Below are 13,043 nucleotides of genomic sequence, written 5' to 3' on the forward strand. Positions count from 1 at the left end.
ACCGGGTCATCGGCTTCCACCGCTCGCACCGGTCGACGGGGGCGTCGTCGGTGCAGGGCTGCTGGGCGCTGGGCTGGCCGGAGTCGTGGCGGGTGGCGTGCCCGGTGCGGGGCTCGCCGGCGGTGCCGTCGTGGCCGGCGGCGTCTCGGCGGGCGGCGTCGCCGTCGCGGCCGGGTCGGGGGCCGGGTTCATGTGCACCTCGACCGGGCCTTCGACCTTCGGCGCCGCCGTGGGGGCGGGCGCCGGGGCGATCGACGGCGTCGGTGCCCCGACGCTGTCGTAGAGCGCGTAGTCGTCGGTCACCAGGGTGCCGTTGCTGAAGACGTTGAGTCCGAAACTGATGCCGGTGAACCCGGTCGGCACCGCGGGGGTCGTGAAGACCGCCTCGGTGAAGGTGAGGCTCGACGCGAACCAGGGGCTCGAGGTCCAGTACTGCCAGATGCCCGAGGTGGTGCGCAGGTAGATGGCGAACTGGGTGACCGTGGTCGAATGGTAGAACGCCCTCATCGAATAGGTATGGCCGGGCACGACCGTCGGACTGCAGGCGCCGAGGTCGAAGGTGGGCAGCAGTTTCGCATCGCCGTCGACGTAGTTGGCCACCGACACGTAGCCGGCCACCGTTCCGGTGCGGGCCGGCGAGGTCCAGGTGATGGTGGGGGTGTTGTTGCCGTAGCCACCGGTCATCCAGCAGCTCGGCAGCCCGAACGAGCCCATGGTCTCCATGCTCGGGTTCACCACGGCGTTGACGCCTGGGCCGGCCGCCGGCACGACGGGTCCGGCCTTGGCCGGCTTCAGCGTGCCGCCGATCACCTGGTCGACCGTCTTCACGACGGTGTTGTTGGTGAGCGCGCGCGGGGCGAGCCACTGCACGAACTGCGTGAACACCGTCGGGGTGACGTTGAGGTCGCATCCGCTCGCGCAGATGTTGTGGAAGGTGAAGGGCACCCAGCCGCCGGTCTTCTCGGCGTTGGTGACGGAGGCCTTGAGGTCGGCGAGGGTCCAGGTGTTGTCGACCTGGTCGAGCGCCTTGAGGTAGTAGGGGTTGGCCGGCGGGATCTTCTCGGTGTAACCGCAGCCGGTGCAGCCGAAGCGGCTCTGCAGGTCGCCGAGCATGCGCGCGCTGTTGTAGCCGCAGTTCTTCGCGGCCGTCTCGTTGGCCGGGATGCTCGAGGCGAACGGATACGCGAAGCTCTTCACCGTGTAGCCCCAGCTCATCAGCGTGCTGCGGTCGTTGCAGATCTGCCGGGCCACCTCGTCGGCGGGGAGCACCGCGAGGTCGGGATGGTTCACCGTGTGGCCGCCGATCTCGTGGCCCGCTGCCTTGAGGGAGTCGAGGTTCGCGCGGGTGAAGTACCCGGCTGCGCCGACGAATCCGGACACGATGTAGAAGGTGCCCTTCATCTTGAGCGTGTTCATCGCCGACGCGGCGGCGAGCTGGTTCGCGTTGCCGTCGTCGAAGGTGAGGCTGATCACCGTCTGCGGCTTCACCAGCGGGAGGGTGATCGACGGGGTGGCCGCCGCCGCTGCCGCGCTGGGCAGGGCGACAGCGGCCACCAGTGCCGATACGGCGAGCAGGGTCGCGAACGGGCGCCAACGCGCTTTCGTGGGTTCGGTGGTGCCTCGTTGCACGATGTGCTCCTTAGTTTCTTCGAGTGGCCTTATTCGACGGTGACCGATTTGGCCAGATTGCGGGGCTTGTCGACGTCGCGGCCCAGCGCGAGCGCCAGGTCGCGAGCCAGGATCTGCAGGGGGACGACCGACTCCAGCGGCCCCCAGCGGTCGATGCCGCCGGGCATCGGGGTGCCGAGGCTGAGGCCGAGCGCGGGAATGGTGCTGCCGGCGCCGCCGATCCTGATGACGCGACCACCACGGGCCTCGACCTCGGCGATGTTGCTCTCGATCCGACGATCGCCGGAGTCGATCACGACGACGGGCGTGCCCGCTTCGACCAGCGCCAGCGGGCCATGCTTCAGCTCGCCGGCCGGGTAGTGCTCGGCCCAGCGGTAGCTCAGCTCCTTGAGCTTCAGCGCCCCCTCGGCGGCGTAGACGACGCCCGCGCCGCGGCCGAGGAAGAGATAGCCCTGGGCATCCCGGATCTCCTCGATGAGCGGCGGGATCGCCTTCTGCGACGCCGCGATCGCATGAGCGAGGAGGTCCGGGATGCGCCGGAGGTCGTCGGTCTGACGCCGCGCGTAGTCCCGATCGATCCTCCGTGTCGCCGCGAGGGCCGACAGCGCCATCGCCACCCCGGTGATCACCTGGGCGACGAAGGTCTTGGTGGCGGCGACGCCGATCTCCGGGCCCGCGTTGCAGTTGAGCATGGAGTCGGCGCGGCGCGCGAGCGTGGAGTGCTCGCTGTTGGTGAGCGCCATGAGCGACGAGGTGCCGAGGTCGAGGTCGTCGATCGCCCGCAGCACGTCGGCGGTCTCGCCGGACTGGCTGAGAGCGATGACGAGGGTGCGCGGGTCGACGATCGCCGACGACGCCTCGCTCGCGATGAGCGAGCTGTTCGGCACATCGCCGAGGGCGCCGAACGCGTTGGCGATGACCCGCCCGGCGTTCAGCGAGGTGCCGCAGCCGAGCACGGCCACCCGTTCGAAGGGCGGGAGGTTCAGACCCGCCCAGAGCGAGCCGTCGGCGATCATCGGCGCGAGGCGATCGATGATGCGGGCTGCGGTCTCGGGCTGCTCGGCGATCTCCTTGCTCATGTAGTCGGTGTGCCCGGCGAGGCCGTGCGTCACGCCCGACCAGTTCGAGGCCGCGTAGGCGGGCGCCGCGGAGTGCGCGCCGCTCCGGGTCCACACGAACTCCTCGGCGAGCTCGACGACGTCTCCGTCGCCCATCGCCTGGAACTCGTCGACGAACTCGGCGATCGCGTTGATGTCGCTGGCGGCGAAGACGCCCTTGGCCGAGTGCGCCACGAGCAGGGGCGAGCGGTGCGCGGCGGCGACCATCCGGCCGGTCTCGGCGTCGAGGGCCACGATCGCCCAGGAGCCGTGCAGCCGCAGAGTGGCCGCCGTGACCGCCGAGCGGAGATCGCCCGTGATCAGCAGCTCCTCCTCGATGAGGTGGCTGACCACCTCGCTGTCGACCTCGGAGGCGAAGACATGACCGGTCTGCTCGAGCTGGCGGCGCAGGGCATCCGCGTTCTCGATGATGCCGTTGTGCACGATGCTGACGCGCTGCCGGCAGTCGGCGTGCGGATGCGCGTTCGTCTCGGTGACCGCTCCGTGCGTCGCCCAGCGGGTGTGACCGATGCCGGTGCCCGAGAGCGCAGGGCCGGCCCACTCGTCGAGCTGGCGTTCGAGCGTCTCGACCCGGTTGGTGGTGCGGGAGGAGGCCATCGTGCCGTCGAGCGTGCGGATGGCGACCCCGGCGGAGTCGTAGCCGCGGTACTCCAGCAGCTTCAGCGCGTCGATCAGGAACGGGCCTGCGGCTTCGTCCATCCGACAGGCGACGATGCCGCACATCAGGCACCCCAGGTGTCGAGGGCGACGCGTGGGGAGCTCGCGACCTCGTGCTCGAGCGAGCGCGAGGTGAGCATCTCCGAGGCGACGCGGCGGATGATCTCGTCGAGCGGTGTCGACGGCACGAAGCCGACGAGGCCGTAGGCGCGGCTGTTGTCGGGCACCCGGCGGCGCATGTCCTCGAAACCGGCAGCGTAGGCGTCGCTGTAGGACACGAAGGTGACGCTGCTCTTCGAGCCGGTGACGTCGATGATGCGACGGGCCAGGTCGATGATCGAGACCTCTTCCGCGCCGCCCAGGTTGAACGCGTTGCCATAGGCGGTGGGCTCCTCGATGAGGCTGACGAGCGCCGGCACGATGTCGCCGACGTAGGAGAAGCAGCGGGTCTGGTTGCCGTCGCCGTAGACGGTGAGCGGCTCGCCGCGCAGCGCCTGGCCCACGAGGTTCGGCACCACCATGCCGTAGCGACCGGTCTGCCGGGGGCCCACGGTGTTGAACAGCCGCACGATCGCGACGTCGAGTCCGTACTCGGTCCAGTAGGCGTGGGCGAATGCCTCGTCGATGCCCTTGGCGGCCGCGTAGGTCCAGCGCGACTTCAGCGGCGAGCCGAGGATGCGGTCGGAGTCCTCGTGCAGCTTGTCGGCCGTGTTCTTGCCGTAGATCTCGCTGGTCGACACGAGCAGCAGGGTCGCCCCGTGCTCCACGCAGGCGTCGAGCACGTTCTCGGTCCCGTGGATGTTGGTGCGGAGGCTGGTCAGCGGCTGTTCGACGATGAGCTTCACCCCCACTGCGGCGGCCAGGTGGAAGACCCGGTCGGCCCCGCGCACTGTCGCCATCACTGCATCCCGGTCGAGCACGGAGCCGTGCACGATCGAGAGTCGGGGGTTGACGAGTGAGTCGATCAGATTGCGGGGCGCCCCGGTCGACATGTCGTCGAGCACGACGACCTCGTCTCCCAGTTCGAGGAGGTATTCCACCAGATGGCTGCCGATGAAGCCGGCTCCGCCGGTGATTACTGTGCGCATTGCTTGTCCTATTCGAGTTCGGGTCGGATGGGTCGAGGTGTTACAGGATCACCCGCTGGGGCACGTCGACCCCGCGGTAGGTGGTGTCCAGAACGAGCTGGTGCGGCTCGATCCAGGTCAGGTCGGTCGAGGAGTGCCGCGTGTGCAGCAGCACCAGCTCGGCCTGGAACGCGCCGGGGTCGGTGATGGCGGTGAGGTGAGCACCGCTCGGCAGCGTGACGTCGTCGAAGTGGTCGTCGACGAACGCGACCGTGGCGCCGCGCTCGATCAGGCCGTCGAGGATCTCGAGAGCCGGCGATTCGCGGAGGTCGGCGACATCCGGCTTGTAGGAGATGCCGATGACGAGCACGCGGGTGCCCATCATGCCGGAGCCGGCGCCCGAGAGCACCTCCTGCACGCGGTCGACAACGCGGTTCGGCCGGGCGGCGATCTCCACCATGGCCTGCGTGATCATCGGCGCCGCGACGCGCTGCTTGCGCAGTTGCCAGAGCAGGTAGTGCGGGTCGCACGGGATGCAGTGGCCGCCCACACCGGGCCCGGCCAGGAACGGCATGAACCCGTAGGGCTTGGTGGCGGCGGCGTCGACCACGTCGGCGGGATTCAGATCGAGGGAGCGGCAGATGTCGGCGAACTCGTTGGCCAGGGCGATGTTGACAGCGCGAAACGTATTCTCCAAGAGCTTGGTCATCTCCGCCGCCGCGAGCGAGCGCACGCGGTGCACGTTGGTGACGTAGCGGAGCAGGAGCTTGGTGGCCTCCTCCTCGCACTCGGCGGTGGCTCCGCCGACCACGCGGGGAACCTCGTCGTGGTCGAAGGAGGCGTTGCCCGGGTCGATCCGTTCGGCGCTGAACGCGACGAACACGTCGGACCCGATGGTGAAGCCCCGCTCCATCAGCGGTTTCACCAGCAGGTCGTCGGTGCAGCCGACGTAGGAGGTGGAGGTGAGCATCAGCACCTGGCCGGCGACCGCGTGGTCGACCACCATGGCGGTGGCGCCCTTCAGGATGGAGAGGTCGGGGATGAGGTGCTCGTCGACCGGGGTCGGCACGCAGACGATGACGGCGGCGGCCCGGCTGAGGTCGTCGGGGTTCGTGCTGAGCGTGAAGCCGGGGTGGTCGAGGGCGATCGACAGGCGGGCCTGGTCGACCTCCAGCAGGTCGGCCTGCTGCGAGCGGATGACGTCGATCCGGCGTTCGGAGACGTCGAGCGCGAGCACCCGGCTGTTGGAGCCGTGATAGGCGAGTGCGGTCGGCAGACCCACGTAGCCGAGTCCGACGATGGCGACGTCGAATTCGAATCCGCTGGCGGCGGCGGCCGGCTGAACCGGTACGCTCCATCCCTCGGCTTCCTCGGTTCGCTGTGGGCGGGTGATGCTGTCGAACGTGGTCACGGTGGTCTCCCTTGATCTTCTGGCGCGTGTCAATAGCGGTGGGATCACGGCGGTCTACGACGACGAGAGGAATGAGTGGGTACCTCCGGGTGAGAGGCTCATCCATCTCGTCGCCGTGCGACGCAATCGGGTCGGGTTGAGAGATGAAGTTCGAGTTTTTCGGCCTCTTGCCCCCGGACACACTGTCTCCGTCGGCTCGCAGGGGAGTCAACGGCTTTTCGGAGGACTGCGGTTTTCAACGCGGGGTTCGCGTCCGAGTGCGGTCGGTGACAGTGAAGTGCGGTTTCCCGCACGAGGATGCGGGGGACGGGTGTGCCGCGACGAACTAGCGTTGGCCTCGTGACCAAAGGGGGAAGGCTGCGATGTTCTCGTTCCTGATCGTTCTCGTGCTGGTGCTCGGGCTCAACACGATCCTGTGGACCACGGTGGGCGGGATGCGCGTCGTCGCCGCCCGCATGCGCCGCAAGAACGCCGTGCCCGAGCGTCTCCGAGCCGGCGGCCCGAGCCGCGACGAGGTGGCCATCCTGATCGCCGCGCACAACGAAGAAGTGGTGATCGGCAACACCATCGCCTCCCTCGCCGAGTTCGGCCACGACATCAACGTCTTCGTGGTCTCCGACGGATCGACCGACGACACCGCGGTCATCGCCCGCGCGCACGGCGCCACGGTGCTCGAGCTCAGCCCGAACCGCGGAAAGGCCGGCGCGCTGGTGGAGGCCATCAAGCAGTTCGGCATCGCCGAGCGCTTCGAGGTGCTGCTGCTGCTCGACGCCGACACCCACCTCACCGCCGACTACTTCGAGACCGGTCTCGGCGAGTTCGCCGACCCCTCCGTGGTCGCCGTGGCGGGCCGCGCCTCCACGCTCTTCGTGCCGCGCTCGCCCACCCTCATGGGCCGCCTGCTCGTGGCCTACCGCGAGCGGGTCTACATCGCGATGCAATACCTCTTCAAGTTCGGCATGGCTGCGCGCTACGCCAACGTGGTGCCGATCGTGCCGGGCTTCGCGAGCATGTATCGCACGCGCATCCTGGCCGACATCGACATCGCCGCGCAGGGCCTCAAGATCGAGGACTACAACATGACCTTCGAGGTGCACGCCAAACGCCTCGGCCGGATCGCCTTCCACCCGCACGCGGCGATCGCGCTCACCCAAGACCCGGACACCCTGTTCGACTACGTGAAGCAGGTGCAGCGCTGGAACCTCGGGTTCTGGCAGACGGTCGGCCGCCACGGCTTCCGGATGCGCACCTTCTGGTTCGCGTTGACCCTGTTCATCGCGGAGCTCGTGCTCTCGAGCGTCGTGCTGATCCTGCTCATCCCGGGCGTGCTCATCTCGACCGGTGCCTCGACGCTCGACGAGCTCGGTCTCGACCCATCGGGCTTCGCCGACGACGTCGCCGGCCTCCTGCCGCCGCTCGCCCTCGTGCTCGGCGTGGTGATCCCCGACTACCTGCTGAGCGTGCTGGCCGCCGTGGTGTCGAAGCGGCCGGTGTACCTCGCCTACGGCGTCGTCTTCCCGTTCTTCCGGATCGTCGACGCCCTGCTCTGCATGGTGGCGCTGTTCGAAGCGGTGTTCAGCCGCTCCACCGGCAGCTGGAAGAGCCCCTCGCGGCGACCCGCCCGCACCGAGACGGAACAGCCCGCGCTCAGTTGAGCAGCGACGCCAGGTGCGAGCGCGAGCGCGCCCCCACCTTGCGGTAGATGTGCGTGAGCCGCAGCTCCACGGTGCGCAGCGAGATGTAGAGCTCCGCGGCGATCTCGCGGTTGCGGAATCCCTTGCGCACCATCTCGGCCACCTCGCGCTCCTCGGGCGTCAGGAGGGCCAGCACGGCGCTCGCGGGCACGGCGGGCGGCGTCTCGGTCTGAGCGACGAAGCGGCGTGCCCACAGGGTGGCGCCCGCCTGCTCGAACGCGGCCGTGGCCGCCGTGGCCGCGTGCTCGGCGGCCTGGGCGTGACCGAGCCGGCCGAGTCGCTCCGCCTGGGCGAGCAGGGTGCGCCCGTGGTCGTAGCTGTAGACCGTGCCGTCGTAGGCCGCCGCCGCTTCGCGGAAGAGCGTCGGTGACACGTCGTCGGGAGCTACCAGGGCGCGGGCGCGGGCGATCGCGAGGTCGAGCCACTTCGTGGGCCGGAGCTTCTGCTGCTCGATCATGCGCCGGAGCACCGCCTCGGCCTCCCGCATCCGGCCCGTGGCCACGCAGGCCTCGACCAGGTCGGCGACGTGGCGCAGCAGCGAGGGGTTCTCGATGTGCGCGGCGGTCGCATCCGCCAGCAGCAGCACCCGCACCGCCTCGTCGTAGTTCTTCTCGAGCAGGGCCACCTGCCCGCGATGCGTGAACAGGCGTGCCAGCACGGCCGGGTTGCGCTCGGCCGAGGCCAGCTCGAGGCACTCCTCGGCGAACGCCTTCGACTCGTCGACGCGCTCCTTCGAGAAGGAATACCAGGCCAGCAGCAGCGAACGCACCGACCGGCGGTTGGTGACAGGGAAGGAGATGGTGAGCCAGTCTTCGACCGCCAGGCGAGCGCGGTGGAAGTCGCCCGCCCGGAGCTCGTTCGTGCAGGCCAGGGTGTGCGCCCATTCGATCGCGAGCGGATCGCCGTCGGGCTTGCTGAACAGCACGGCGTAGACGCGGCGGGCCTGTGCATAGCGCTCGCGGTAGGTCAGGGTGGCGGCGAAGGTCACCAGCGACTGCTGGGAGAGCGCCTGCAGCGATTCGGAACTGATGCGCGCCGTGGGCGGCTCGTTGCCAGGCACGTTGTCGGTGGCGTCGACCACGCCGAGCGCCTCTTTGTGCGCCTGCCTGGCTGTCTCGCTGGCGCGAGCGGTGAACTTCTCGGCCAGCAGGGCGCTGCGGCGGGCCTCGTCGACCTCCCAGCGCACGGCGTGCAGCACGGAGGTGAGCGAGAGCAGGTGCACAGCGCCGGAGGGGTCGTCGTCGCCGTAGAGGCTGACTGCCGCCTCGACGTCGCCAGTGGGCACCATCTGCGTCTTCTCGAACTCGATCGCGATGCGATCGGCGGCCAGCCGCATGTTGAGCGCGGCCGAACTCGGGTCGAAGCGCACGTGCAGCAGATAGCGTTCGGCGAGGTCGAGTTCGGCGTGGCTCGACAGTGCCGAGGCGAAGCGGAAGAGCAGTGCGTGGTGCTCCTCGAGGTCGATCGCGATGAGCAGGGCCCGCTCCGCGAGCTCGACGGCGGAGTTGATGTCGCCCTCGTTCGCGAAACGCGTCGCGGCCACGAGCAGTTCGTCGGTCAGCGCGGCATCCGGTGTCGCGAAGCTCGCGTGCCAGACCTGCAGCCGGTCGTCGATGCCGTCGTTCAGTTCGGCCAGCCGGGCGTGCTGCTCGCGGCGCTCGCGGGGCTTCATGTTCCAGTAGAGGTAGGAACGCAGCAGTGGCTCGACGAGGTGCACGTACTGCCCGTGCGCGATGGCGAGGCCGGAGTAGAGGATGTCCTCCAACGCGTCGATGTCGTCGGTGCTGGTGCGGGTGAGCGCCGTGATGTGGCTCACCGGCGCGAGCGCGATGTTCTCCAGCATGCGCCATTGCGGCTCCGCGATGCCGGCCAGGCGGTAGGCCGCGGTGCTCTTGATGGTCTCGCTCGGCCGGCAGGGGAGCACGAGCGGCTCGCGGCCCAGGGTCTGCTCGTGGCTGAGCGAGTGGGCGGCCTCCATCATCACGAGCGGATTGCCGTCGGCCTGATGGGCGATGATCTGCAGGGTTCCCGGATCGGTGCCCGGGCCGAGGTCGGCCAGGGCCAGCTGGACCGACTCGTCGACGCTCAACCGGTGCACCTCGCGCTGCTGGAACCCGGCCAACGGGCTGTCCTCGGCGAGCCGCTCAGCGCTCGCCACGAAGCGCAGGCCCGTGCCGGCGAGCCGCCCCGCCATGAAGCCGAGCAGCGTCTGGCTCTCCAGATCCATCTTGTCGATGTCGTCGATGAGCACGAGCAGCGGTGGCAGGGTGAGGCCGCGCAGCAGCGACAGCAGGTCGCGGGCGGCGGCGAACATGAACTGCGGCTCGGTGGAGCGGAGGGTGAAGCGGCCGCCGAACTCCACGGCGCGGGAGTCGTCGATCGAGGCGAAGACGCGGGAGAACCCGGAGAGCGGCCAAGCCGCCTCGGCCGGATTCGCGTGCAGCAGCACGGCCTGGATGCTCGATTCCCGGCGGGCGGCATCGAGCAGGTGCGATTTGCCGATGCCGGGCTCGCCGACGAAGACCACGGCGCTCTCCGCAGGGGCTGTGGCGATGTGCGTGACGAACTCGAGCTCATCCCGGTGTGCGATGAACTCCATCAACGTCCCTGTCCGGAACGGTCAGCCCGGCGGTTCCACACCATGGCGCCGGCAAGCGCTTCGGGTGCGCTCGCAATCTGTCTCAGCGACTCGGGTCGCGAACTGCATAGCACTCGTCATGACGACACTGTCTACTCGGCCGCACTGGGTGGGTGCGGGTGTTGGTGGGTATTCGAATTCATACCCTATTCAACGGTTGTAAACAAGGAGTTGCACATTCGGAGCTGCATGCTCAGTGCTCTGCCAGGAACCCCTCGACGAAGGCGGCGGTGTCGTGCCACCCCTCCACAGCGTGGGTCGGCACGCCGAGGGCTTTCACCGGATAGTCGTTTCCGCCCTCGTCGAGACGGTCGCCGACGAAGAGCATCTCGTCGAGCGGGATGCCGGTGAGCTCGGCGAGCTTCGTCATCCCGTAGGCCTTGTCGATGCCCTCGCGGGTGATGTCGACCGAGGTCGATCCGCCCGAGCGCACCTCGAGGTCGGGCAGCTGGGCGGCGACGGCGGCTCGCAGCCGTTCCTTCTTCTCGCCCGTCGGGTCCCAGGCGGCCTTCGCGTCGATGGGCGCGGCCTGGCCGAGGGCCGAGTAGGTGATCTGCGAACCGCGATCCTCCATGATGGGGCCCCAGGTCTCGGTCTCCCAGAGGCCGAGTGCCTTGGCGCTGGCCTCCAGCGCGCTCATCGCCCGGGTCTTCTGCTCGTCGGTGAGGTTCTCCGCGTAGATCTGCTTCCATTCGCCGATCTCGTGCCGGTAGTACTGCGTGCCGCAGGTGGGCATGAGATGCAGGCGGGCGAGCTTGTCGTCGGCCCCGGCCGGGAGGTTCGCGACCAGCTGCGACTGGAACTGGCCGAACTGGCCGCCGGAGATCACGCAGACCTCCACGCGTTCGAGCAGCCGCACGAGCAGGTCGGCCATCCGAGGATCGAGCGGCGCCTTCGAAGGGGCGAGCGTGTCGTCGAGGTCGAATGCGACGAGGCGCACGGGGGTCGTCACGGCGAAGGTCTCCTAGGGTTCGTGGATGAGGGGGTGTCGTCGTCGACGGATGAGTCGCCACGGTGCGGCGCACGTCCGATTGTCTCAGACCGGGCCGGGGAGCGGGAATCGGGTCGCCCGGGGGCCGGTAGGGGGATTCGGGCGGCAGCGGATCGGTGCGGCCCGAGATCGGTGAGGCCCGGGATCGGTGCGGCCCGCGATCGGTGCGGCCCGGGATCGGTTCGGCCGGACGGGTTCGGCCGGGCGGCTCAGTCGAAGCCGACGACCTCGTCGCCCCAGGCGTCGCGGATCGCGGCATCCGGATCGTCGACGATCGTCTCGCCGTGATCGACCACGAGGGTCGACCGGGTCGTCTCGTCGTAGAGAAGCCACGCGGGAGCGTCATCCGGCTCGGGCGTGCCCGCCGCGGCATCCGGATCTCCGGCGGTGGCGAACGCGATCCAGCGCCGTTGCAGCGCGGCCGACACCCGGCGGGCCTCAGCCAGGCCGCCGAGGTCGAAGCTGAAGTCCTTCTTCGCGATCTTCAGGTTGCCGAAGATGTAGGCGAGTTCCGCGCCGTGCGTCGCGCCGATGCCGAGCAGCTTCAGGAGCGGCGGCGAGTGGTCGAAGCGGTACATGCGGGTGGGGGCCACCCGGCTGTGCGCGGCGGCCAGCCAGATCGACGGCATCCGGAACCCGGCGTCGCGGGAGATATCGGCCGGGGTCTGGTGGCGCGGGAAGTGCGGGTAGGCGCTCTCGATGCGGGCCTCGGCGCCCGCGAGGTCGGGGCGTTCGGCCGCGATCTCCTCGAACATCGCCTGCACGCTCGCCGAGGTGATCGGCATGAGCGGCGACTTCATCAGCTTGAACAGCGACGCCTCGTCGCGGTTCGTACCGATGATGAGCGGCACGGCGAGCTGGGCGCCGGCGCGGTAGGCGTCGAGCGGGTGCACCGGCACGACGTCGCCGTCGACCACCGGCGCGAGGGCGAGCGTGCCGGGCGTCTCGGCAGAGACGGCGCCGACCAGGTCGAACGCGGCCTGGTTGAGCGTGGCGACGGGGAGCTCGAGCAGACGCTCCGGTTCGTGTTCCGGCACTCCGGCCAGGGCGAGGAATCGCCGGGCGACGTGGGCGGCACGTTCCGCCGAATAGACCGAGGTGGCGGGCGAGCTCTCGGCGATCGCGCGGTGCACGAGACCTTCGGCCGCGGGTGACGTCAGCAGTGTGGTGACGCATCCGGCGCCCGCCGACTCGCCGAAGAGGGTGACGTTGCCGGGGTCGCCGCCGAAGGCCGCGATGTTCTGCTGCACCCAGCGGAGGGCGGCCAGGATGTCGCGGAGGCCGAGGTTGGTGTCGAAGGGCACCTCGGCGCTCCCGAGCGACGAGAAGTCGAGAAAGCCCAGGGCGCCGAGGCGGTAGTTCACACCCACATAGACGACGTCGCCACGGCTCACGAGGTGGGTGCCGTCGAAGAGCGGCTGGGCGCTGGAGCCGGCGAAGTACGCGCCGCCGTGGATCCACACCATGACCGGCTTCAGCGATTCGTCGTCGTCTTCGCCGGTGACGGCCGGGGCCAGCACGTTGAGGGTGAGGCAGTCCTCCGACTGGGTCACGCCCTCCGGGAGCGAGATCGCCTTGTTCTCGTGCTGCGGCGCCGCGTGGCCGTAGTCGATCGTGTCGCGCACGCCCGTCCAAGGCTCCGGCGGGCGAGGGCTGCGCAGGCGCAGGGAGCCGACCGGCGGTGCCGCATACGGGATGCCGCGCCAGCTGCGGAGGCCTTCTCGGAGGGTGCCGCGCACGGCTCCGGATGCGGTTGCGACGACGAGCGGGTCGACGTCCAGGTCGACGGGCAGTGCGGGCATGAGGCCACTGTAGCGATCCGGGCGTCCGGGGTGCCT

The 13,043-nt window shown here is 69.5% G+C and carries 8 protein-coding genes; 1 reads left to right on the forward strand and 7 read right to left on the reverse strand.

Annotated features, from left to right (window positions below; translation table 11 throughout):
* Positions 1-6: 6 nt before the first annotated feature.
* Genes BLW00_RS23480 through BLW00_RS13730 form a run of 4 tightly spaced genes read right to left on the reverse strand, consistent with a single transcriptional unit; the run spans position 7 to position 5,882 of the window.
* Positions 7-1,629 (reverse strand): polysaccharide deacetylase family protein, encoded by a 1,623-nt coding sequence (locus BLW00_RS23480; protein WP_175494276.1) that lies wholly within the window; start codon positions 1,627-1,629, stop codon positions 7-9.
* Between the two features lie 29 nt (positions 1,630-1,658).
* The gene (gene glmS / locus BLW00_RS13720; RefSeq protein ID WP_092555100.1) at positions 1,659-3,470 is read right to left on the reverse strand and encodes a glutamine--fructose-6-phosphate transaminase (isomerizing); all 1,812 of its coding nucleotides are present in this window, start codon (positions 3,468-3,470) and stop codon (positions 1,659-1,661) included.
* The gene (locus BLW00_RS13725) at positions 3,470-4,492 is read right to left on the reverse strand and encodes an NAD-dependent epimerase/dehydratase family protein (RefSeq protein ID WP_092555102.1); all 1,023 of its coding nucleotides are present in this window, start codon (positions 4,490-4,492) and stop codon (positions 3,470-3,472) included. Before BLW00_RS13725 ends, glmS begins: the two co-directional genes overlap by 1 nt.
* A gap of 40 nt (positions 4,493-4,532) precedes the next feature.
* Positions 4,533-5,882: a nucleotide sugar dehydrogenase gene (locus tag BLW00_RS13730; RefSeq protein ID WP_245741588.1), complete on the reverse strand. Its 1,350-nt coding sequence runs from the start codon at positions 5,880-5,882 to the stop codon at positions 4,533-4,535.
* Between the two features lie 362 nt (positions 5,883-6,244).
* On the opposite strand from BLW00_RS13730, the gene BLW00_RS13735 reads away from it, so the two are divergent.
* Complete coding sequence (locus BLW00_RS13735; RefSeq protein WP_092555105.1) at positions 6,245-7,537, forward strand: glycosyltransferase family 2 protein; 1,293 nt, start codon at positions 6,245-6,247, stop codon at positions 7,535-7,537.
* Here BLW00_RS13735 and BLW00_RS24265 read toward each other — a convergent pair.
* From BLW00_RS24265 to BLW00_RS13750, 3 genes are all read right to left on the reverse strand, one after another.
* Positions 7,530-10,175 carry a helix-turn-helix transcriptional regulator gene (locus BLW00_RS24265; protein ID WP_092555107.1) on the reverse strand — a complete coding sequence of 882 codons (2,646 nt, stop codon included), beginning with the start codon at positions 10,173-10,175 and terminating at the stop codon, positions 7,530-7,532. The two genes, BLW00_RS13735 and BLW00_RS24265, sit on opposite strands and share 8 nt — an antisense overlap.
* A gap of 232 nt (positions 10,176-10,407) precedes the next feature.
* A complete protein-coding gene (locus BLW00_RS13745) occupies positions 10,408-11,166 on the reverse strand; it encodes an HAD-IIB family hydrolase (RefSeq protein ID WP_092555109.1) in 759 nt (252 codons plus the stop codon).
* 248 nt (positions 11,167-11,414) lie between these two features.
* Positions 11,415-13,007, reverse strand: a complete 1,593-nt coding sequence (locus BLW00_RS13750; protein WP_092555111.1) for a carboxylesterase/lipase family protein — start codon at positions 13,005-13,007, stop codon at positions 11,415-11,417.
* Between the last annotated feature and the right edge of the window lie 36 nt (positions 13,008-13,043).

This window comes from Herbiconiux ginsengi (assembly GCF_900107435.1).
GTDB lineage: Bacteria > Actinomycetota > Actinomycetes > Actinomycetales > Microbacteriaceae > Herbiconiux > Herbiconiux ginsengi.

What these genes read in the sequence shown, in the direction of transcription:
- BLW00_RS13725 (WP_092555102.1), bottom strand. Translation starts at nt 4,492, where the DNA reads ATGCGCACAGTAATCACCGGCGGAGCCGGCTTCATCGGCAGCCATCTG.
- BLW00_RS24265 (WP_092555107.1), bottom strand. Translation starts at nt 10,175, where the DNA reads ATGGAGTTCATCGCACACCGGGATGAGCTCGAGTTCGTCACGCACATC.
- glmS (WP_092555100.1), bottom strand. Translation starts at nt 3,470, where the DNA reads ATGTGCGGCATCGTCGCCTGTCGGATGGACGAAGCCGCAGGCCCGTTC.
- BLW00_RS13750 (WP_092555111.1), bottom strand. Translation starts at nt 13,007, where the DNA reads ATGCCCGCACTGCCCGTCGACCTGGACGTCGACCCGCTCGTCGTCGCA.
- BLW00_RS13735 (WP_092555105.1), top strand. Translation starts at nt 6,245, where the DNA reads ATGTTCTCGTTCCTGATCGTTCTCGTGCTGGTGCTCGGGCTCAACACG.